Genomic DNA, 20,243 nt, shown 5'->3' on the forward strand with positions numbered 1-20,243 from the left:
GTGGAAAACATGGAAAAAATGTTGGAAGTTAAGGATTTAAATATATCTTTTCATACATTTGGAGGAGAAGTAAAAGCGATCCGCGGTGTATCCTTTGACTTGTTTAAAGGAGAGACGCTTGCGATTGTTGGTGAATCGGGCTCTGGAAAATCCGTTACAACAAAAAGTATCATGAGGCTTCTGCCGGAAAGCAACTCTGAATACAAAGAAGGTCAAATTTTATTTAATGGCAAGGATTTGACTAAAGTCAGCGAGAAAGAAATGCAGAAGATTCGCGGTAAAGACATTTCAATGATTTTCCAGGATCCGATGACTTCCCTGAATCCGACAATGAAAATCGGACGTCAGATAATGGAACCGATTATTAAACATCAAAAAGCCAGCAAAGCAACAGCGAAGAAACAAGCGATTGATTTACTGCGCCTTGTTGGGATTCCGAATGCGGAAGCCCGTTTTGAGCAATACCCTCATCAATTTTCCGGCGGGATGAGGCAGCGTGTCGTGATTGCTATTTCGCTTGCCTGCAATCCGAAGGTGTTGATTGCGGATGAACCGACAACAGCTCTTGATGTAACCATTCAGGCGCAAATTCTTGAATTGATGAAGGATTTACAGAAAAAAATTGACACATCGATCATTTTTATAACCCATGATTTGGGAGTCGTTGCAAACGTAGCTGATCGTGTAGCGGTTATGTACGGCGGAAAAATAGTGGAAATCGGAACGGTAGACGAGATCTTTTACAATCCGAAGCATCCGTACACATGGGGCCTTTTGAGCTCTATGCCAAGTCTCGACGCAACAGAAGAAGAACTTTATTCAATACCGGGAACTCCTCCAAATCTGCTCAATCCTCCTGCGGGTGATGCCTTTGCATTGCGGAGCGAATATGCGATGCAGATTGATATGGAGAAGGAGCCTCCGTTTTTTAAAGTGTCCAACACTCATTATGCAGCAACATGGCTTCTGCACCCGGACGCTCCAGCTGTGGAGCCGCCTGAAGCTGTCCGCAAACGGATGAAAATGTTCCCTGCAGCGAAGGAGGGGAAATAAGTGGCTGAAAAATTACTTGAAGTAAAAAACCTGAAGCAGTACTTTAACATAGGGAAGCCGAACATGGTAAAGGCTGTAGATGACTTATCCTTTGAGATATTTAAAGGGGAAACTCTTGGACTTGTTGGTGAATCCGGCTGCGGAAAGTCTACGACGGGCAGAACGATTATCCGGCTTTATGATGCGACAGACGGCGACGTTATTTTCAATGGCGAGAACGTTCACGGGAAAAAATCCAAAAAAGAACTAAAGCAGCTTAACCGTAAAATGCAAATGATTTTTCAGGATCCTTCCGCTTCCCTTAATGGCAAAATGAAAGTAGTAGACGTTATTGCCGAAGGAATTGATATTCATGGGTTGGCGAAAACGAAGAAGGAGAGGCTGGAGCGCGTTTATGAGCTGCTGGAAACAGTCGGATTGAACCGTGAGCACGCCAACCGCTATCCTCATGAATTCAGCGGAGGTCAGCGCCAGCGTATCGGAATTGCACGTGCTTTGGCTGTAGAGCCTGACTTTATCATCGCTGATGAGCCGATTTCTGCTTTGGATGTTTCCATTCAGGCCCAGGTTGTGAATTTAATGAAGCAGCTCCAAAAGGATAAGGGGCTGACGTATTTATTCATCGCGCATGATTTATCCATGGTTAAATACATCAGCGACCGAATTGGGGTAATGTACTTCGGAAAACTGGTTGAACTGGCTACGGCTGAGGAGCTGTACAGAAATCCTATTCATCCGTACACGAAATCATTGCTTTCCGCCATCCCGCTGCCGGATCCGGATTATGAGCGCACCCGCGTCAGAAAGACATATGATCCTTCTAAGCATAAGAGCCAGCCTGGCGAAGAGATGGAATTCCGAGAAGTGACACCTGGACATTTTGTTATGTGTTCCAAAGAAGAATTCGATCAATACCAAAAACAGTATTCTGCTACAGTATAATAGAATTAGAAAATGCGCCGGTACAGCCTGGCGCGTTTTTTGGTTTATGTACCAGATGAAGCATTGTGGAATAAAGTGGGCAATGGATTACCTGAGGACTGCGTCAAATGTCTCATTTTGTCATTATAAACAGGGTATCCACTATCAACCTATCAAGAACTTCCCTATACTTAAAGAAAGAGATAAAAAAAAGGAGGAACCGGATTGATTAAAAAAGTAATGTTAAAAGTTGCCGCAGCGGGATGTGCGGTGGCCATTGCAGGACCTGCCTTATCTGCTGCAGCAGCGGAAAGCAAGCCGCTGGCCATGAGTGAAATCGCAATCCCTGAAAAAAAACTCCCTCAGCATATGCCCAGGTTCGAGTATGACTCAGGGTACAGCTTCGAATACCCTGATGCCGTTAGAGGAATCTATGTGACCGGATCCTCTGCCGGAGGAGAAAAGATGGATTCTCTGCTGAAAATGATGGACGATACAGAATTAAACAGTATGGTGATTGATGTAAAAGATGATCATGGCAATTTGACCTTTAAGCCTGATAAAGAATCTTCATTTTATGACGTCAGCCAGTCCTACATAAAAGAACCAAAAGAAATGATGAAAAAGCTTGAGGAACATAAGATTTATCCCATCGCCCGGGTCGTGGTTTTCAAAGATTCGGTTCTGGCAGAACAAAAACCGGAATGGTCCTACAAGGAGAACGGAGAAGTTTGGGAAAACGGCGGCGGTGACAAATTCGTCAATCCGTTTGTCAAAGAGGTGTGGGAATACAACGTAGAGGCGGCAAAGGAAGCTGCTAAAATGGGTTTTAAAGAAATCCAGTTTGATTATGTCCGTTTTCCTGAGGGGTTTGAAACGAAAGATAAAAGGCTGACTTACAGCGAAGGAGATTATCAGAAAGACAGCCGTGATAATACTCAAAAACGGGTTCAGGCTGTGACGGACTTTGTAGAATATGCCCGCAAGGAATTAAAGCCATATGGCGTGAAAGTATCAGTGGATATATTCGGCTATTCTGCTACCATTCCTGAAGCTCCCGGAATCGGCCAGAATTTCAGCAAAATATCAGAAAATGTGGACGTGATCTCTTCCATGATCTACCCGAGCCACTGGGGACCTTACTTTGGGATTGAAAAGCCCGATACAGAGCCCTACAAGCTTGTTAAAGAATATACAAAGGTGGAAAACAAAAAATTGGCTGAATTAAAAACTCCTCCAATTTCGCGGCCATGGCTCCAGGATTTCACTGCATCCTATCTAGGATCGGGAAATTATATTAAATATGGAAAATCGGAAGTGGAGGCGCAGATCAAAGCGCTGAATGAAGAAGGAATTAATGAGTTTCTGTTATGGAATGCCGGCAGCCGCTATACTAAAGGGGTGGATTACACTCCCCTGGAAAAATAAAAGAAAAAGACCGCAGGCTGCACGCTCAGCCTGCGGTTATTTCCTCTTTACCCGATTCCATCCTTTTTGTGTATTCAATGATTGCTGATAATACTTGGCTCTCTCTTTCCCGCCAAATAACCCTGATCCAATCCCGTTGGCGATAACTCCCATCGTTGCCGTTAATCCAATAACAAATAATGAGAACAAAGCAAAGTCAGTAAAGTAGGCAAGCATATTCGTCAGCTCCTTAAAATCATTATACGTTATTATAATGGAATTTTCAGTTAATTATGTGAAGTGTACATTTTTATGTTTATGCATGAGGCAAATGGGTAAATTATCTATACAACTACAAATTAGGAGAGAATGAATGAACTGGTATGAGAAACTGAGTCAGTACTTTCCAATTGAAGAGATGAAGTCACGTGAGCATATAGAGGCCCTTTTGAAAGAAAAGGGAGATATTTACTATAAGGATGAAGGTCCAAAGCATGTTTTGATGTTCGCAGAGCTGGAGGATTTCCTGTTTATCGATTACATATATGTCTCCAAGGACGCCCGTGGAGAAGGTTTGGGCCACAAACTGATTTCCAGAATGAAAGAAAAGAACAAGCCAATCATCTTGGAGGTTGAGCCTGTTGATGAAACAGATCTTGATACGGCAAAGCGGCTGAAGTTTTATCAAAGGGAAGGGTTTCATCACGCAAGCTCTATCGGATATGCAAGAAAGTCTCTTGCCACTAATGAAGTGAACCACATGGAGATCCTATACTGGTCTCCTAACGACAGGCCTGAATCAGAAATTTTTTCCGCAATGAAGGAAACCTACAAACAGATTCATACGTATAAGGATAAGGAATGGTACGGCCGTTCTTATGAAGATGTAACAGATGTGCTCAAAATCAGAAGCGATGACGAGCTCAATGATATTTTCGATGAAGAGAGCTAAATGAGAATGTGTGTTTAAATGACACGCTGGGCAGTGCTTCTTTGAAATTTCTTTCAGATATCCTGTTTGAATATTTCCATTTTCATTTTTAACAATGGATAAGTTGATTGAGTAGGAATTGTAACGAAGTTGTCAAAGTTTTGCTGAAAAGATATTCACTAACTTACTTTTTTATAGTATAATGAGCAATAGATATTACTTGTTTAAAGTAATTTTATTTTAAACTATGTACAGAGGAGTGAAATTAAATGGTAACATTGTATACATCACCAAGCTGTACTTCATGTAGAAAAGCAAAGGCGTGGCTCGAAGAACATGAAATTCCTTATACTGAAAGAAATATTTTATCCGACACCATGTCCATCAATGAAATTAAAGAAATTTTGAGGATGACAGAGGACGGAACGGATGAGATTATTTCCACCAGGTCTAAAATATTCCAAAAATTAAACGTAAACCTTGAGAGCATGCCTCTGCAGGATCTATATCAGCTTATCCAGGATTATCCGGGTCTTCTGAGAAGGCCGATCATGATTGATGAAAAACGTCTTCAGGTGGGATACAATGAAGATGAAATCCGCCGCTTTTTGCCTAGAAAAGTCCGTACGTACCAGCTGCGTGAAGCACAGCGCTTAGTAAATGAATAAACCAGAAGCCTTCCGGACCGGAAGGCTTTTTAAGTGTTTAAATTCTTCTTTTTCGTTATAATACCGCTTATAACAAAGATGAGAACCGTAAAATACGGAATCGCTTCAAGAAACATCGGCCGGTCTGCGAGGAACTGAAGCTGGTCTTCATGAGAAATCATTTTGCCGGCCGTATAAGCAAGCATCCCGCCGCCAACATAGAGTAAATAAGGAAACCGATCAATAAGCTTTAAGACAAATTTGCTTCCCCATATAATAACCGGAATGGATATGAAAAGTCCTGTTACGACAAGCATCGTATGTCCGTTGGCTGCACCGGCGACGGCAATCACGTTATCGAGCCCCATCAGCACATCAGCAGCTACAATCGTCCGTACCGCTTTCCAGAGGCTTCCATGGCTTTTTACATGTTCCTCTTCTTCATCTCCGCCGCACATTAACCCGAATGATATATACAGCAGAAAAATTCCCCCCGCCAGCTGAAGGTAAGGAATGGTAAGCAGGTAAACTGCGACAGTCGTTAGTGCGGTGCGCAGGGCTATGGCTAAGAAGGTTCCGATAATAATGGCTTTTTGTCTTTGTTTCTCGGGTAAATTTCTGCTTGCCATGGCTATTACGATGGCATTATCCCCGCCTAGAATCAGATCAATGCCAATAATCATGAATAACGATATGAGAAACTCCTGCTCCATCCAATACCCCCGTTTGCTTCACTAAATAGGCTTGTGCTTGTACCAAATATATGAATTCCCCTCCGCTTTATGCCTTCTCGTGGGTTAATAACTGTTTTCATCCATTTCAGTGTTTTTTTATTTCATTTACAGCCGATTTATCATAAAATAGGAGTACAAGATTCTCATGGCGGGTTGACTGGCATGAGAAGATTGTGGTAAGCATTAAGGCGGTTAAATAATACAGCTTTGGGGTAAAGTGTAGGAAAGTGCAACTATCGGGGGTTTAGTTGTCCCTTCAACATCAAAAATAGAAGGGAAGTGTAATCCATGGAAATTGAACGCATTAATGAGCACACTGTGAAATTTTACATTTCCTATGGCGATATAGAAGAACGCGGTTTTGACCGGGATGAAATCTGGTACAACCGTGAACGCAGCGAAGAATTGTTCTGGGAAATGATGGACGAAGTACATGAAGAGGAAGACTTTATGATGGAAGGGCCGCTGTGGATTCAGGTTCAGGCAATGGACAAAGGTCTGGAAGTTGTAGTTACGAGAGCACAGATGTCGAAAGATGGACAGAAGCTCGAACTGCCGATAAGCGATGATAAATATCATGAGATCCCTGTTGATGAGAACATCGACAGTTTAATGGATGATCATTTCTCCAAATCCACTGCGGAACAGGAAGATCAGCCGCCGCAGCTTGAATATGTGATTCATTTTAATGATTTTGAAGACTTGATTTCTTTAGCGAAAACGGGCCTTTCAGGGTTTACAAACAGTCTTTATGCATTGAATTCACACTACTTCTTGTATACAGAGTTTACAGATGAGCAGGCTGAAGAAGAAATGGATAATCTCCTGAGCATTATTGCAGAATATGGCAGCCAATCCAAAGTCACGGTGCACAGACTTGAGGAATATGGAAAGAAAGTTATGGGAGAGCATGCCCTTCATACCCTCCGCAAACATTTCGCTTAATTTCCTGAGCCGATTTCATAAGGAATCGGTTCTTTTTTTTGCACGTATAAGGGCTCTGAAAAAATCAATCGCCCTTCTCTTTGGTTATCATTGAATCTTTTGGGGAATGTAATTCGTACTATAGTATATGCTGCAGAAAAGTCAGGTGAAAAGATGAAAAATTTTATACAGGTCATTATCTTTGCTGTATTTATTACCGGAGTTATTTTATTAACAAAAAACTATTGGGGCGACTGGATTCTGGGTTCATTGAGCATTATTTTTACCCTGTCCATTGTCTTCATCGGATTCGTTATCTTTATGGAAAACAGGAAGCCGAATCAGACATTAACATGGCTCATTGTTCTCGGCGCATTTCCGATTGTCGGGTTCTTATTTTATATGCTTTTCGGACGGAATGTGAGAAAAAGAAGGCTTTTTGAGAAGAAAGGGTTAATTGACCAGCAGGTTTATCTGCAAATTGAAGGAGAACATCAAAATTATCATGAGAAAGCAGAACAAATGGGCGACCACCAGAAGCTTATGTTTAAGCTTGCGCATAACCTTAGCCACAGCCCTGTTTCCTTTGCCTCTCAGACTAAAATCTTAACGAATGGAGATCAGAAGTTTCCAGCCGTACTGGAGGAAATCAAAAAAGCGGAAACCTACATCCATTTGGAGTATTATATCGTCCGCCATGATGAAATTGGAATCCAGCTGCAGGAAGCGCTTATAGAAAAAGCCAAAGAGGGCGTTGAGGTCCGATTCCTTTACGATGCAGTTGGGAGCTGGAAGCTTTCGAAGGCCTACATAAGCAAAATGCACAGAGCCGGCATTGAAATGGTGCCTTTTCTTCCAGTCCGTCTTCCATTCCTAAGCAACAAAATCAATTTCCGCAATCACCGGAAAATTGTGATTATTGATGGAAAAATTGGATTTATGGGCGGACTTAACGTTGGAGATGAATATTTAGGAAAAGTGGATTTTTATGGTTTTTGGCGGGATACCCATCTTATGGTTATAGGGGAAGAAGTACGGACACTCCATATGATCTTCCTGCAGGATTGGTATTACATGACGGGTAAAGAACTGGATACAGAAACGTATCTTCAGGCCGATCCAGACGAGTATCCTCTGGGCAACGGCGGTGTGCAGATGATTGCCGGGGGCCCTGATAATAAGTGGGAAAACATTAAAAGCCTGTTTTTTTCGATGCTTGTATCCGCTAAGGATTCCATATGGATTGCATCCCCGTATTTTATTCCCGATGAAGACATATTGTCCGCGCTGAAGGTCGCTGCTCTAAGCGGAGTAGACGTAAAACTGCTCGTACCAAAAAGGCCGGATAAAAAACTTGTGTTTTACGCTTCAAGATCCTATTTTGCTGAACTGATGGAAGCAGGAGCGGAAATTTACGAATACGAAAAAGGCTTTATGCACAGCAAAATCGTAATTGTGGACTATGAGCTTGCATCCATTGGAACAGCGAATATGGATATGCGGAGCTTTCATCTGAATTTCGAGGTCAATGCATTCCTGTACAGAACGGACAGCACAGTCACCCTCGTGGAAGAATACGAAAAGGATTTAAAAGAATCCAAAAGACTTGAAATGGAAGATTTTATAAAGCGCAGTTTTTTCCAGAGAGTTTTTGAATCGTTTGCCAGGCTGCTTTCACCGATGCTCTGAATTAGAGTCAAGCCCTTTTGTCTTTGAATAAACTCCTCTTAAGACCTTTAATAACAGGATCAAAGCGGCTGTATAAAAAGTCCTGCTGAGAGTTTATAAAAATGGAAAAACCCCCGGCAAAACTAGGGGGTTTTCTTTGTTGATCCGTTCAATCAGCGTAGGCAACCCCAATCTATATGGAGAACCCTTTAAAACGAAATTACTGATCATCAGAGGAACACAGGAAACGCCAGTCTCCAGCTGAAAAATTCACTTTTTGGACAGCAAAACACAACCTTGCAATTTGGAAAGGAATCGGGCCCTTCTCTGAAGAATGAGTAGGGGCTGAACGATTGCGAGGAGGAATTATATTGCTGACCGCTTTAATGAATACGAAGATTTTTTCATTAATCAGAAAGACCTACACGTTTGAAGAACTGGATCGGCTGCGGTCGACCCATTCTTTTTACTGTCCGGCATGCAAACAGCAGATGGAGCTTAAGCTTGGAAAAATTAAAAGGTACCATTTTGCCCACCGGAAAAAGACAGCATGTGAGAGTTATTCAGAGCCGGAAACCGAAAGGCATTTGGCTGGAAAAGAGGATTTATATCAATGGCTGGAAAAAGAAGGGGAGGTTCAGCTGGAGCCGTTTCTTCCAGAAATCCGCCAAAGGCCGGATTTGCTCTTCACCATGAACGGCAAAAGATATGCCATTGAATATCAATGTTCTGTGATTCCGCGAGAGCATGTGGCGAGCAGAATCCGCGGGTATGAAAAGCTGAACATACAGTCCATCTGGATCCTTGGCTCCAATCATCTTAAGCGGCTTGGCCCTTCAGAATACCGGATCCCCTCATTCTCCTGGCTCTTCGCCAGACATTTTCCACGTTCTTTCACCCCTTACCTCCTGTATTATTGCCCGGAAAATAAACAGCTTCTACGCCTAAATCACCTGTATCCATTTTCAGGACAGATTTTCTTTGCTCATGCTGTGTCCTTTAGACAGGGTGATTCTCTAAAGCACATTCTTCAAAATCCTCCTGATGAAATTCTGCCAGACCGTTGGCTTAAGAGCAGATTGAACCGCTTCAGAAAACGTTTGCCCCCAAAGGAAATGACGGCCTTCCAACAAATGCTTTATGTAAAAAAACGGGTCCCCCTCGCACTTCTCCCTTCGATTGTTTTTATTCCATCTTGTTTTGATTATTGCTTTGAAACAGAGCCCTATCTATGGAAAACAAGCCTTTTATTATGGGCAGAAGAATGCATTTCATTTACCGTACAGGATGCAGCGGAATACCTGTTCCAGTTAGAGAGGGATGGAATTGCTGTCAGGCGGCAGCTTTCGTTTGCAAACCCTTCAAATCAGGATGTGGTGGAAGACCTTGGATCCTGGCTGCTTAAAGCAGGATTTTTAGTGTTTATGGAGAATGAAAAGAGGTATCGGATAGCACCCGTCATATGGACTGACCGGATTGAAAGGATTTTGGATTCTGATACTGAGTTTTTCAGGCTAATTTCTGGCTGCCGGCATAACCTATAGACAAGCGGCGGCATATTAATTGACTTCATATGAGAATTTAGACAAGATGAATGAAAGGCTCTCAAAGCCTTATTAAAAAGGGGGATAAAACATGTCCGAACAGCAAACAGTTAAAAAACTGCCTCTTAGAAGTGAGATTGCGGCTGAGGATACGTGGAGACTGGAAGATATCTTTGCAGCAGATGAAGAATGGGAAAAAGAGTTTGCGGAATTAAAGAAATTGATCCCTAAAATGGAAGATTATAAAGGAAAGCTTGGAGATTCCGCACAATCTTTATTCGAAGGCCTTTCCTTTCAGGATTCTGTAACAGAGCGTCTTGGCAGGCTATATACATACGCACATATGAGATATGACCAGGACACGGGAAATTCCCATTATCAGGCCCTTAATGACCGTGCAGCAACCCTGTATACGGAGGCTGGCAGTATTTCTTCTTACATGGTGCCTGAAATTCTTGCAATGGATGAGGAAACATTAAAAAAATATGTTGATGAAAACGATGAATTAAAGCTTTATAAGCATGCACTCGAGGAAATCAACCGTGAACGTCCGCATGTCCTTTCTGCGGAGCAAGAGGCACTCCTTGCCCAGGCTTCTGAAGCGCTGCGTGCGTCCAGTGATATCTTTGGAAAGCTGAACAACGCTGATATGGAGTTCCCGTCCATTAAAAATGAGAATGGGGAAGAGGTCGAAGTGACACACGGCCGCTTTATCACTTTTATGGAAAGTGAAGACCGAAGAGTGCGCCATGATGCCTTCAAAGCGGTTTACGACACGTACGGTAAATTTAAAAATACGCTTGCGAGTACGCTTTCCGGAGCTATTAAAAAAGATAACTTTTACGCGTCGGCAAGAAAATATGAATCCGCAAGGCAGGCAGCATTAAGCGGGAACAACATCCCGGAGGAAGTGTACGATAATCTCGTGTCTACCGTTGAAAAGAACCTCCATTTGCTGCAGCGTTACGCAGAACTCCGCAAAAAGGCTTTAAACCTTGATGAGGTACACATGTATGACCTTTACACTCCGCTTGTTCAAAACACAAAAATGGACGTTTCCTACAGTGAAGCAAAGGACTACATCCTTAAAGGTCTGGCGCCTCTTGGAGAGGACTATCTCAGCGTTTTAAAAGAAGGCTTTGAAAACCGATGGGTGGATGTACACGAAAATAAAGGAAAGCGAAGCGGAGCCTATTCCTCAGGCACGTATGGAACCAACCCTTATATATTGATGAACTGGCAGGATAATGTGAACAATCTGTTCACGCTGGCTCATGAATTCGGCCACTCTGTCCACAGCTATTATACGAGGAAAAATCAGCCTTATCAGTATGGTGACTATTCAATCTTTGTAGCTGAAGTAGCATCGACAACGAATGAAGCGCTTTTGAATGATTATTTGCTGAACACCATTGACGATAAGAAAAAGCGGATGTATCTTTTGAATAATTACCTTGAAGGCTTCCGGGGCACCGTTTTCAGACAAACGATGTTTGCAGAGTTTGAGCACAGCATTCACAAACGCTCTCAGGAAGGGGAGCCTTTAACTCCTGAACTGCTGACGAAAATGTATTACGAATTAAATAAAAAGTATTTTGGAGAAAACATTCATGTCGATGAAGAAATCGGACTTGAGTGGGCACGCATTCCCCATTTCTATTACAATTACTATGTTTATCAGTATGCGACCGGCTTCAGTGCAGCAGCTGCTCTCAGCAGGCAGATCCTTGAGGAAGGGGAGCCTGCTGTTAAACGCTATATTGAATTTTTAAGTGCCGGCAGCTCGGATTATCCGATTGAAGTACTGAAAAAAGCAGGAGTCGATATGACATCCTCCCGGCCTGTAGAAGAAGCATGCAAAGTATTTGAAGAGAAACTGAATGAACTGGAAAAACTGATGAACGAATAATTAAAAGAGACTGGCCCATCAGGTGCCAGTCTCATCTTTTTTAGGCCCTGCTGCATTGGGCTGTTGATTGCATCCCCGCTGCTTTGCGCCTGCGAGGTCATACTTTTCCCGCTCCTCTTAGCTCAGAGTCCCATGCCTTCCGCTCCAAATCAACAGAACCTTCAACAGGGCTCTTATCCAGATAAGACAGCAATTGGATAAGGCAGCTTGAAAATGGAGGCTGCCCGCTTTATTTTTCTAAAGCTAATATCCTTTGAATGTTTTTTTTCGGGTAAGAACATAAATTCCGGCAGCTATGCTGCCAAACAATATGAGGGAGGAGACCAGCACAGGAATAAGGTTCATTAATCCGAGCAGGTGAAGAAAGAATGCCCCTCCGAATAAAAGCAGCAGCCCTGAAAGCATGATAGGATTCACTAAAATCACCCCCGTCCTTTTTTATATGTAAGGGTGCTGGGAAATATGTTTGTGACAAAATTGTGAATTTGGAACTAAGCACTTGTCAAAACTCGACATATTCTGATATACTCAGGGTGTGAAATTGATCACATAACAAACATTTACCCCTTTGTTTGACCGTGAAAAATTTCTCCCATCCCCTTTGTTGTCGTTAAGACATACAGAAAGAGACCATGCTTATCCCGGCATGGTCTTTTTTAATTTAATTAATAAAGAAAGCGGTTACAATGTTGTGGTACACTAAATAAAAAATCCTTAACTAAGGAGGCGGGCAGTATATCCGAATGTCCATTTTGCCGGTTGTCACAAGAACAGCAGGTCCTAATAAGCAATGAATTGTGTCTGTTCCTGCAAGTTCCTCAGGATGTATTAATCGGCTCAGGCGTCATTGTCCCTGTCCGTCACCGGCCTACAGTGTTTGATCTTACAGCAGAAGAATGGGAAGCAGCATTTTCTCTTTTGAAGGAAGCTAAGGCAGTGCTGGATGAAAAATACCATCCTGATGGGTACAATGTAGGCTGGAACAGCGGAGCAGAGGCCGGTCAGCATATTATGCATGCACATATGCATGTTATCCCCCGGTACAAAGATGAGCCATATGCAGGGAAGGGAATCAGGCACTGGTTAAAGAGCGGGCAAAATAAAAGGGCCTTCTTAAAAGGTGAGCCTACTAGATAGCTTTTAACAAGCTAAAAAGCCGCCAGCCCTTAATATGGGGTGGCGGTTTCTTAGTCTAATGCTCTCCAAAAGGTTCCGTGCTTTACAGGCACACGCTCTACTTTTTGAGCGAGCTGGTATTTTTTCATTTCGCGCTCGGTTTCCTCGATGCTCATATTATATGCAAGAGCAATTTCTTTTGAAGCGACAAAACGGAAATATGACAAGAAAACGGGCAGCGGCGGCGGTTCAGATGGTGGCGGCGCTTCGCCGAGCATCTCGAAAAGAACCTCTTCGTACATTTCGTACGGGTAATACCCGGCGATTTTTAAGCCTTCATCTTCAACCCGTTCATTAAAGAACGCAATCGTCGGCATTTCAATGACTTCCATCTCCGCTGTAATTTTCATATCGCACTGAAGTGCTTTTACAGCACTTTCTGAATGAAGGTCTTTAATAAATTCATCTTGATCCAATCCTGTAATGCCGGCAATGTCAATTAGCACTTTTTCATCTGATACATCCTGCTTCTCTGTAAACAGCACTTCCTGAAGCTTACGCAGGAAACGGATCCCTGATTTCCTTCCCTGAAGTTCGGCTGCTTTAATAGCTACAGACGGTGCATAAGGGGAGGAAATCGGGTTTTCAAACCAGATCGATCCATCACAGGACATTCCGGTTCTGGACGCGGTTTTTTCCCATGAAGCGGCCATGTTCTCGGGCTTTTTTTTCTTCATTGCATGAAGTGCTGCAAGGTTTCCACTGATGATATGCTTTAGTGTGAAAAAGCGTCCGTATCTCATTAGCAGTTTTTTTATAACAGGCTCAAGGGCCCAGCATTCGGGGCAAAGAGGGTCTACGAACAAATAAATTTCAAGCGGTTTTTTTGCATTGCCGTGGCAATGAGAGAAAAAATGCCCGATATTTCTTTTTTCGCCAGAAGGCATTAATCCCATTCTCCTTTCTTATCAAGAGCACTACCAGAAGTATTTACCATATGATGTGCAGTTAATGTAAGCCGCTCGAAAAAGAAAGTGCGTATGTCTCCATCTAAACCAACTTCATCCATTGCTTTGTCCATGCATTCGAGCCAGGCTTCTGCCCGGTCTTCCGTAATAGGGAAAGGAAGGTGACGGGCCCTCAGCATCGGGTGGCCATGCTCCTCTGTATAGAGGGGCGGCCCGCCCAGATACTGGGTCATAAACTGCTTTTGCTTTCTCGCTGTCTCGGTTAATTCATCAGGGAAAATTGGAGACAGCAAGGGATGTTTTTCTACATTGGAATAAAAAGCATCAACAAGCTGAGAAAGAAGCTCTTTTCCAATCGCTTCATACGGAGTTGCAAAAGAATCTGCCATGTTGATAACTCCTTTATGTTAAATTCTCTTATATTGAGTAAGATTAGTATGTGCTAATAGCCTTAAATGGCTATACACCAATGCTTTTTAGAACCATTTGGCTAATGTAATAAGCTTATTTTAACAATGAGGACGGCATATCTCAAACAAATCGCATTGAGGGTTAACTGAAAGTTCTTTTTTGCACAAAAAAATCAGCCCGTAAAGGACTGATTGGCTTATGCAAAATAGGAAGCTGAAATTTTTGCTACATAATTTCGCGTTTCTGAAAAAGGAGGAATTCCTCCATATTTATCAACGTTTCCCGGCCCTGCATTATAGGCTGCTAGAGCCAATTTCACATCACCGCTGTATTTGTTCAGCATTTGTTTTAAATACTTTGTACCGCCCATGATATTTTCTCTGGGATCAAAAGCATTTTCTACGCCAAGCCCTCTCGCTGTTGCCGGCATCAGCTGCATCAGACCCATGGCGCCGGCCCCGCTTCTGGCCTGAGGATTAAAGTTGGATTCCTGCTGAATGACCGAGCGGATCAGTTTAGGATCTACTCCATACGTTTCCGCAGCATTGGCTATAATGGCTTCAATTGAAGCAGGACCAGCAGGCTGCTTTATGGAGGATGCTTTTACTTCATTCAAAGAAATCGGATGCACCACGCTTGCCGGCTGGTAAAGACTTGCCTGCTGCTCTCTGATGGATACAGAGGGTTCTTCGGGTCCCCCTGTATAATAACGGAGCATCGTATCCATCAGACTGCTGAACATCGTGCTGGCAGATTGGCTTTGTTCTCTTATTCCAGGCTGGTATCCCGGGGCGCGGAGGTTTTGTAGTTCCATCATGTTCTGAAACTGTCTTATATCCATATGCTATGGTCTCCTTTATTTTTGAGCTTTATATGGGAAGCTGGTCAGCAGTGCTGTGATCCTGTTGAACGCCAGTTTTTAAACGGAATACTTCCGCTCATAGAAACGGCGGACTTTGTTTTTCGTTTCCCGGACAGGGATTTGATACATTTCAAGAAGCCGGCTAAAATATAGTTCTCCTGCTGTCGCTTCCTCTGCTTCAAATTCCAGCTCAAAGTCTTCTATTGATAAGTATCGGCTCTGATCAAGAACAATTAAGCCTTCCTTTTCTTTTTTTTCAGCCCGCCACGTTGTCAAAGAACCGAAATAACGGATCGACTTTTCTTCAATTTCCAATAGTGCAAGCTGTTCTTTAACAGGCCCGTCTGGAATTTGGTGCTCTTCCATCAATCGTTCCGCTTCTTCTTCTGTTAAAACCTGCTCGGTTTCAAGAAGACCTGTTTCAGCCGGCTCTTTAAGTGTAAACACCCACTGTCCAGCTTTAAAACGGGTTCTTAAGGCCGCTTGCCTTTCTTTTATCTGGAAGTTCTCCGTATCAAAATAATGGTTGGTTTGTTCTTTAAAATCAGCCTCGTCAAATTCAAATGCCTGAATGAGCCGTGCGAATTCTTCTTCTGTTAACATGTTCTTAAACTCGATTTCAATATGCTGTGACATGGTGAATCCTCCATAAAAGGTTGATGGTTCTATTATCTCTCTTTCTTTTCATGAGAGCAACGGAGAAAAAGAATAATTGAGAGATATGAAAAGGACCTTCCATTTTATTAGAAAGGGGACAGTATGGTAAAATGGATGTGCAGGTTTGCATTGGAAGGAGTTTAGGAAATGAACAAACGAATTGAAGTGATCGAATCTGGATTTGAAAGCGGTAAATTAGTCCTTAAAGGAAGCTCTTATGATGGAGATGCTTCAGCACTTAAAGCAAAAGGACAAATTCTGGCGGATTCTGACCATCTCGCTTTTATATACATATTGGAAGACGCTGAACAGTTTACATACTTCAGCATTCCGGCCGGCTGCTGGGCAGAGATTGAAAAAGCGAGAGCCGGTGATTTATCTGTTTGGGCAAGCATTAATCAGCATGAGCTCGAACTTGAGGAATTCTTTAATGAACTTCGTGAGCTTGTTCAGAATATAGCAGGAAATGCCAACTATGGGGATGAAATGGAAGGGAAAGTTTCTGAAGTGTTCGCTTCATTAGCGTAAGGTCCATACATTTCATTCTGGGGGCGATGGAGATGGAAGAGAGAGAATGGGAGCTTTTTTTAGCTCCGTATCAGCAGGCAGTGGATGAATTAAAGATTAAGCTGAAGGGATCAAGATCCGAGTATGAGCTTGAAAGCTCACACTCGCCGATTGAGTTTGTAACCGGAAGAGTAAAGCCGATTGCAAGCATCCTGGATAAAGCGAAACGTAAAAATATTGCAGTGAATAAGCTGCATAGTGATATGCAGGATATAGCCGGTTTAAGAATGATGTGCCAGTTTACCGATGATATCCGGGTTGTAGTGGATATGCTCAGAAAACGTAAGGATATCGAGATAGTAGAAGAAAGAGACTACATTTCACACAAGAAGGAAAGCGGATACCGTTCCTATCATGTTGTAGCCCGGTATCCTGTTCAAACAATATACGGAGAAAAGGTCATCCTCGTGGAAATTCAGATTCGGACGCTCGCTATGAATTTCTGGGCAACGGTCGAGCATTCACTTAACTATAAGTATAAAGGGAATTTTCCGGAGGCCATTCAAACCCGCCTTCAGCGAGCTGCTGAGGCGGCATACCGGCTTGATGAAGAAATGTCTCTTATTAAGGGAGAAATCCAGGAGGCCCATGCAGTATTTTTAAGAAAAACGGAAGCGAGAGATACCGAGTAGAAGCCATACGATATGAAAAGAAAAGGGGCCTGGAACATGAGATTTGCGATTACGTCCAAAGGCGATAACAAATCCAACACGCTGATGCAGAAAATGAGGACTTACTTGAGCGATTTTGATCTTGAATACGATGAAGACCGCCCTGATATTGTCATTTCCGTCGGCGGCGACGGCACCCTTCTTTATGCGTTCCACCGATATCGGAGCCGTCTTGATAAAACCGCCTTCATAGGAGTACATACCGGCCACCTTGGCTTCTATGCAGACTGGGTGCCGGATGAAATTGAAAAGCTCGTCATTGCGATTGCAAAAACCCCTCATCAGATTGTAGAATACCCGATACTTGAAGTGATCATCCGCCACAATGATGGTGGAAAGGAAGCGCGCTATCTGGCTTTAAACGAATGTACAGTAAAAGCGATTGAAAATTCCCTGGTGATGGATGTCGAGATAAAAGGACAAAAGTTTGAAACGTTCAGGGGAGACGGCCTTTGCATTTCCACTCCTTCCGGCAGCACAGCCTACAATAAGGCGTTGGGGGGAGCCATCCTGCATCCATCCATCCGGGCCATTCAGATTGCCGAAATGGCCTCAATCAATAACCGCGTTTTCCGTACGGTCGGCTCCCCGCTCATTCTTCCGGATCATCATACGTGTATGCTGAAGCCCGTTAATGATGTGGATTTTCAAATTACAATTGATCACCTTACGCTGCTTCATAAAGATGTGAAGTCCATTCAATGCCGTGTAGCTAAAGAGAATGTCAGGTTTGCCCGCTTCCGTCCTTTTCCTTTCTGGAAGCGCGTAAAGGATTCTTTTATTGGGCAGTAAACAGTTTAAGCTTGAATGGAAGGTTTCAAAAGAAGACAGCGGAATGATTCTAAGAGAGTTTTTAAAAACGAAGCAGCTTACAAAAAGGGCGATCACCGATATTAAATTCAGCGGCGGAAACCTGCTTGTGAATGGGGAAAAGGAAACGGTCAGACGGAAGCTTTCAGATGGTGACCGGGTATTGGTCCTTTTTCCGGAAGAAAAACCGAGTGAAGGATTAGTGCCTCAGAAGATTCCGCTGGACATTGTTCACGAGGACGAGCATTGCATCGTACTAGCTAAACCTGCCGGCATGGCCACGATTCCGTCCCGTTTATATCCGGATGGAACGCTTGCGAATGGGCTGCTTCATCACCTTCAAAAACAGGGGCTCTCTTCCACCATTCACATCGTAAACCGGCTGGATAAGGATACGTCAGGCCTGATGCTCGCCGCTAAGCACCGGTTCAGTCATTCTCTTTTTTCTGTTTTGCAAAAGCAGGCGGGCATTCAGCGAACTTATACAGCAATCGTTCACGGAACATTAAAGCAGGAAGCAGGAATGATCGACGTACCCATCGGCAGAAAGCGGGATAGCATCATTGAAAGGGAAGTCAGGGAAGACGGACAGCGTGCGGTCACCCATTACAAAGTTTTGGAAGGCAAAAAAGAGTACAGTCTGGTGGAAATAAAGCTCGAGACAGGCAGAACCCATCAGATCCGCATACACATGAGCAGCATCGGCCACCCGCTGGCAGGGGATACACTGTATGGAGGAAGTGGAGCCCTTATGGGAAGACAGGCATTGAATAGCTCAGTTCTCACCTTCCTTCATCCTTTTTCCAAACAGAAAATGAGATTTGAAACGGCCCTCCCCGAAGACATGAGGAAGTTTTGGGAAGAAACGGATTCTTTAGAATAGAAGCCCCGGCACATGGTGACGGGGCTTTTTGCGGGAGTTTTAGCAGGATTCGTAAAAAGCTATTTAGTACAGGAAAAAGCCAGAAAGAGCGGGATTCTCATTCTGCGCAGATATTCCTCCTGATTGGAAAAATAAGCAGGGTCTGGCTCAGGTTCCATCAGGTGATTAATCTTAAACCCGGCATTAGAAAGAGCGGCAAAATATTCCCCGGTCGTCCGGTGATACTTGACAACCTTCTGCCCCATCCAATTTTCAACCCGTCTGCCGCTATGAAAATAATCATCTACAATCCAGTCATTCCGCTTTTTACCTTCTAAAGTGCTTTTAAATGATGAAGTAAGCAGTGGATGCTGAAGGCTGAACACGAACCTGCCTCCTGGTTTTAATGTCTTAAAAATCGAAGAGAATAATGCATCAACGTCACTTGAATAATGAACCACAAGCTGAGAGATCACCAGATCAAACGCTTCTGGAGGATACGCGTACTCTTCCATAGAGCAAAGCTCTATTTTCCCCTTGCTGCCTTCTAATACGCGGATGGCTTCATCAAACATATTTTGTGAACCCTCAATTCCAAGATAGGAAAGGCATCCTTGACCGAGCAGGTGAAAGCCAATTGACGCATCACCGCAGCCAATATCAAGCACCGATTTTCCTGTGGGTCTTCCAATTAAATCCAGTATAGCGGGGGTTTCAATGCTTATATTCGGACTATCTGTTCGGTATCTTCTTCTCATGAACTGGCTGAAAAACATTTCTTCGTCATAAGCCTGCGAACCAAATTTCTCTGTCATTGCAATTCCCCTTCCTTATACTGGATGCATCTAGAAAAGTCTACTTCAACCCCTCTTTATTTACAAGGGGAATTGATAGTATTGCAGCTAAACCAAGAGGTGACTAATTTTGTTCGGACGAGAAAGAGCCTCATTCCCCCGGAAAGCGGTCCAGTTCAGTTGGAAAGCACACCACTTCTCCCATTACCGGTTCAAAAACAAGCTAAACGGATCCGCCCCAGTACTTATCAGTCCCCCCGAAACCGTGATTCGTCAAAGGGGAGGGAGGATGATACAGAGATCGTATCCATTTCCGGATAGCGGATAGCGGTTAAGCTTCCCCCAAAGACTGCACCGGTATCAATATTGATCGTCCTATTCAGCACTCTCGGCTGTCTGACTGGTGTATGCCCATAAACAATCCAAGGGTCTCCAATATAATTGAGGGCCCAGTCTCCCCGTTCTGAGAGGCCGTTTTCCAGGATTCTTCCGGTCACATCCCCGTACAGAACAAATTCTTTAATCCGCTTTGTATAGCGTCCGATGTCTTTTTCCTTAATTCCTGCGTGGGCAACGACTAGTTTGCCTCCGTCATGCACCTGATAAATAGGTGCTTCCTCTTGAGACTCCCACGGCTAAAGCCGCAAGCCCTACACCTTTCGGTGTGACGGGTGGGATTCTTGAATGACTAAACGTTCGCAGTCCATTTCTGTTTTGAACAGCCTTCAAGACAGGGGCATCTCATTGCCCCTCCTAAGACAGTGCATATAGCATCTTAGGCTGGTTG

General features: G+C 43.5%; 22 protein-coding genes and 1 pseudogene. 14 read left to right on the forward strand and 9 right to left on the reverse strand.

Translation table 11 applies throughout. From position 1 onward, the window contains the following. Nucleotides 1–9: 9 nt before the first annotated feature. From ACQCV8_RS13815 to ACQCV8_RS13825, 3 genes are all read left to right on the forward strand, one after another. The gene (locus ACQCV8_RS13815; RefSeq protein WP_426845278.1) at nucleotides 10–1,053 is read left to right on the forward strand and encodes an ABC transporter ATP-binding protein; all 1,044 of its coding nucleotides are present in this window, start codon (nucleotides 10–12) and stop codon (nucleotides 1,051–1,053) included. Continuing rightward, nucleotides 1,054–1,995, forward strand: coding sequence for an ABC transporter ATP-binding protein (locus ACQCV8_RS13820; protein WP_426845280.1), 942 nt, complete (start codon nucleotides 1,054–1,056; stop codon nucleotides 1,993–1,995). A gap of 219 nt (nucleotides 1,996–2,214) precedes the next feature. Then, nucleotides 2,215–3,402, forward strand: a complete 1,188-nt coding sequence (locus ACQCV8_RS13825; protein WP_426845328.1) for a putative glycoside hydrolase — start codon at nucleotides 2,215–2,217, stop codon at nucleotides 3,400–3,402. Nucleotides 3,403–3,438: 36 nt separating this feature from the next. Here the strand turns inward: ACQCV8_RS13825 and ACQCV8_RS13830 are convergent, their stop codons facing one another. Next, the gene (locus tag ACQCV8_RS13830) at nucleotides 3,439–3,618 is read right to left on the reverse strand and encodes a hypothetical protein (RefSeq protein WP_426845282.1); all 180 of its coding nucleotides are present in this window, start codon (nucleotides 3,616–3,618) and stop codon (nucleotides 3,439–3,441) included. A gap of 136 nt (nucleotides 3,619–3,754) precedes the next feature. On the opposite strand from ACQCV8_RS13830, the gene ACQCV8_RS13835 reads away from it, so the two are divergent. Continuing rightward, nucleotides 3,755–4,333: a GNAT family N-acetyltransferase gene (locus ACQCV8_RS13835; RefSeq protein ID WP_426845284.1), complete on the forward strand. Its 579-nt coding sequence runs from the start codon at nucleotides 3,755–3,757 to the stop codon at nucleotides 4,331–4,333. A 248-nt stretch (nucleotides 4,334–4,581) separates the two neighbouring features. Next, nucleotides 4,582–4,980 (forward strand): transcriptional regulator SpxA, encoded by a 399-nt coding sequence (spxA, locus tag ACQCV8_RS13840; protein WP_426845286.1) that lies wholly within the window; start codon nucleotides 4,582–4,584, stop codon nucleotides 4,978–4,980. Nucleotides 4,981–5,009: 29 nt separating this feature from the next. Here spxA and ACQCV8_RS13845 read toward each other — a convergent pair whose 3' ends face one another. Next, nucleotides 5,010–5,672, reverse strand: a complete 663-nt coding sequence (locus tag ACQCV8_RS13845; RefSeq protein WP_426845288.1) for a TerC family protein — start codon at nucleotides 5,670–5,672, stop codon at nucleotides 5,010–5,012. 309 nt (nucleotides 5,673–5,981) lie between these two features. On the opposite strand from ACQCV8_RS13845, the gene mecA reads away from it, so the two are divergent. The 4 genes from mecA (at nucleotide 5,982) to pepF (ending at nucleotide 11,738) form a co-directional block, all read left to right on the forward strand. Next, nucleotides 5,982–6,638 (forward strand): adaptor protein MecA, encoded by a 657-nt coding sequence (gene mecA, locus ACQCV8_RS13850; protein WP_426845290.1) that lies wholly within the window; start codon nucleotides 5,982–5,984, stop codon nucleotides 6,636–6,638. Between the two features lie 153 nt (nucleotides 6,639–6,791). Further along, nucleotides 6,792–8,306, forward strand: coding sequence for a cardiolipin synthase (cls, locus tag ACQCV8_RS13855; protein ID WP_426845292.1), 1,515 nt, complete (start codon nucleotides 6,792–6,794; stop codon nucleotides 8,304–8,306). Between the two features lie 350 nt (nucleotides 8,307–8,656). Continuing rightward, the gene (locus ACQCV8_RS13860; protein ID WP_426845294.1) at nucleotides 8,657–9,829 is read left to right on the forward strand and encodes a competence protein CoiA; all 1,173 of its coding nucleotides are present in this window, start codon (nucleotides 8,657–8,659) and stop codon (nucleotides 9,827–9,829) included. A gap of 91 nt (nucleotides 9,830–9,920) precedes the next feature. Further along, the gene (gene pepF / locus ACQCV8_RS13865) at nucleotides 9,921–11,738 is read left to right on the forward strand and encodes an oligoendopeptidase F (RefSeq protein ID WP_426845296.1); all 1,818 of its coding nucleotides are present in this window, start codon (nucleotides 9,921–9,923) and stop codon (nucleotides 11,736–11,738) included. A gap of 243 nt (nucleotides 11,739–11,981) precedes the next feature. Here pepF and ACQCV8_RS13870 read toward each other — a convergent pair whose 3' ends face one another. Continuing rightward, complete coding sequence (locus ACQCV8_RS13870) at nucleotides 11,982–12,155, reverse strand: hypothetical protein (protein WP_426845298.1); 174 nt, start codon at nucleotides 12,153–12,155, stop codon at nucleotides 11,982–11,984. 342 nt (nucleotides 12,156–12,497) lie between these two features. Between ACQCV8_RS13870 and ACQCV8_RS13875 the strand changes: the two genes are divergently transcribed. Continuing rightward, nucleotides 12,498–12,875, forward strand: a complete 378-nt coding sequence (locus tag ACQCV8_RS13875; RefSeq protein WP_426845300.1) for an HIT family protein — start codon at nucleotides 12,498–12,500, stop codon at nucleotides 12,873–12,875. Between the two features lie 50 nt (nucleotides 12,876–12,925). Here ACQCV8_RS13875 and ACQCV8_RS13880 read toward each other — a convergent pair whose 3' ends face one another. The 4 genes from ACQCV8_RS13880 to ACQCV8_RS13895 all read right to left on the reverse strand — a co-directional run bounded on the left by ACQCV8_RS13880 (nucleotide 12,926) and on the right by ACQCV8_RS13895 (nucleotide 15,731). After that, entirely contained in the window at nucleotides 12,926–13,801 is an 876-nt protein-coding gene (locus tag ACQCV8_RS13880) for a ClpXP adapter SpxH family protein (protein ID WP_426845302.1), read from the reverse strand. Further along, entirely contained in the window at nucleotides 13,801–14,211 is a 411-nt protein-coding gene (locus ACQCV8_RS13885; protein ID WP_426845304.1) for a thiol management oxidoreductase, read from the reverse strand. Before ACQCV8_RS13885 ends, ACQCV8_RS13880 begins: the two co-directional genes overlap by 1 nt. A 218-nt stretch (nucleotides 14,212–14,429) precedes the next feature. Continuing rightward, on the reverse strand, nucleotides 14,430–15,074 hold the full coding sequence (locus tag ACQCV8_RS13890) for a lytic transglycosylase domain-containing protein (protein ID WP_426845306.1): 645 nt from the start codon (nucleotides 15,072–15,074) through the stop codon (nucleotides 14,430–14,432). Nucleotides 15,075–15,152: 78 nt separating this feature from the next. Continuing rightward, nucleotides 15,153–15,731 (reverse strand): CYTH domain-containing protein, encoded by a 579-nt coding sequence (locus tag ACQCV8_RS13895; protein WP_426845308.1) that lies wholly within the window; start codon nucleotides 15,729–15,731, stop codon nucleotides 15,153–15,155. Between the two features lie 168 nt (nucleotides 15,732–15,899). Between ACQCV8_RS13895 and ACQCV8_RS13900 the strand changes: the two genes are divergently transcribed. The 4 genes from ACQCV8_RS13900 to ACQCV8_RS13915 are packed head-to-tail and all read left to right on the forward strand — an operon-like array spanning nucleotide 15,900 to nucleotide 18,683. Continuing rightward, nucleotides 15,900–16,280 (forward strand): hypothetical protein, encoded by a 381-nt coding sequence (locus ACQCV8_RS13900; protein WP_426845310.1) that lies wholly within the window; start codon nucleotides 15,900–15,902, stop codon nucleotides 16,278–16,280. Nucleotides 16,281–16,312: 32 nt separating this feature from the next. Next, on the forward strand, nucleotides 16,313–16,951 hold the full coding sequence (locus tag ACQCV8_RS13905; protein WP_426845312.1) for a GTP pyrophosphokinase: 639 nt from the start codon (nucleotides 16,313–16,315) through the stop codon (nucleotides 16,949–16,951). Between the two features lie 36 nt (nucleotides 16,952–16,987). Next, nucleotides 16,988–17,782, forward strand: coding sequence for an NAD kinase (locus ACQCV8_RS13910; RefSeq protein WP_426845314.1), 795 nt, complete (start codon nucleotides 16,988–16,990; stop codon nucleotides 17,780–17,782). A 43-nt stretch (nucleotides 17,783–17,825) separates the two neighbouring features. Beyond that, nucleotides 17,826–18,683 carry an RluA family pseudouridine synthase gene (locus ACQCV8_RS13915; protein WP_426845330.1) on the forward strand — a complete coding sequence of 286 codons (858 nt, stop codon included), beginning with the start codon at nucleotides 17,826–17,828 and terminating at the stop codon, nucleotides 18,681–18,683. 59 nt (nucleotides 18,684–18,742) lie between these two features. Here ACQCV8_RS13915 and ACQCV8_RS13920 read toward each other — a convergent pair whose 3' ends face one another. After that, on the reverse strand, nucleotides 18,743–19,483 hold the full coding sequence (locus ACQCV8_RS13920) for a class I SAM-dependent methyltransferase (RefSeq protein ID WP_426845332.1): 741 nt from the start codon (nucleotides 19,481–19,483) through the stop codon (nucleotides 18,743–18,745). Nucleotides 19,484–19,704: 221 nt separating this feature from the next. Beyond that, nucleotides 19,705–20,076 (reverse strand): annotated as a pseudogene (locus tag ACQCV8_RS13925) (hypothetical protein); the annotation flags it as partial. Between the last annotated feature and the right edge of the window lie 167 nt (nucleotides 20,077–20,243).

This window comes from Metabacillus sp. 84 (assembly GCF_050107715.1).
Taxonomy (GTDB): Bacteria; Bacillota; Bacilli; order Bacillales; family Bacillaceae; genus Metabacillus_B.

Coding starts and splice junctions, on each gene's coding strand:
- ACQCV8_RS13815 (WP_426845278.1), top strand. CDS start 10: ATGGAAAAAATGTTGGAAGTTAAGGATTTAAATATATCTTTTCATACA.
- ACQCV8_RS13825 (WP_426845328.1), top strand. CDS start 2,215: ATGTTAAAAGTTGCCGCAGCGGGATGTGCGGTGGCCATTGCAGGACCT.
- ACQCV8_RS13830 (WP_426845282.1), bottom strand. CDS start 3,618: ATGCTTGCCTACTTTACTGACTTTGCTTTGTTCTCATTATTTGTTATT.
- ACQCV8_RS13835 (WP_426845284.1), top strand. CDS start 3,755: ATGAACTGGTATGAGAAACTGAGTCAGTACTTTCCAATTGAAGAGATG.
- spxA (WP_426845286.1), top strand. CDS start 4,582: ATGGTAACATTGTATACATCACCAAGCTGTACTTCATGTAGAAAAGCA.
- ACQCV8_RS13845 (WP_426845288.1), bottom strand. CDS start 5,672: ATGGAGCAGGAGTTTCTCATATCGTTATTCATGATTATTGGCATTGAT.
- mecA (WP_426845290.1), top strand. CDS start 5,982: ATGGAAATTGAACGCATTAATGAGCACACTGTGAAATTTTACATTTCC.
- cls (WP_426845292.1), top strand. CDS start 6,792: ATGAAAAATTTTATACAGGTCATTATCTTTGCTGTATTTATTACCGGA.
- pepF (WP_426845296.1), top strand. CDS start 9,921: ATGTCCGAACAGCAAACAGTTAAAAAACTGCCTCTTAGAAGTGAGATT.
- ACQCV8_RS13880 (WP_426845302.1), bottom strand. CDS start 13,801: ATGCCTTCTGGCGAAAAAAGAAATATCGGGCATTTTTTCTCTCATTGC.
- ACQCV8_RS13885 (WP_426845304.1), bottom strand. CDS start 14,211: ATGGCAGATTCTTTTGCAACTCCGTATGAAGCGATTGGAAAAGAGCTT.
- ACQCV8_RS13890 (WP_426845306.1), bottom strand. CDS start 15,074: ATGGATATAAGACAGTTTCAGAACATGATGGAACTACAAAACCTCCGC.
- ACQCV8_RS13895 (WP_426845308.1), bottom strand. CDS start 15,731: ATGTCACAGCATATTGAAATCGAGTTTAAGAACATGTTAACAGAAGAA.
- ACQCV8_RS13900 (WP_426845310.1), top strand. CDS start 15,900: ATGAACAAACGAATTGAAGTGATCGAATCTGGATTTGAAAGCGGTAAA.
- ACQCV8_RS13905 (WP_426845312.1), top strand. CDS start 16,313: ATGGAAGAGAGAGAATGGGAGCTTTTTTTAGCTCCGTATCAGCAGGCA.
- ACQCV8_RS13910 (WP_426845314.1), top strand. CDS start 16,988: ATGAGATTTGCGATTACGTCCAAAGGCGATAACAAATCCAACACGCTG.
- ACQCV8_RS13915 (WP_426845330.1), top strand. CDS start 17,826: ATGATTCTAAGAGAGTTTTTAAAAACGAAGCAGCTTACAAAAAGGGCG.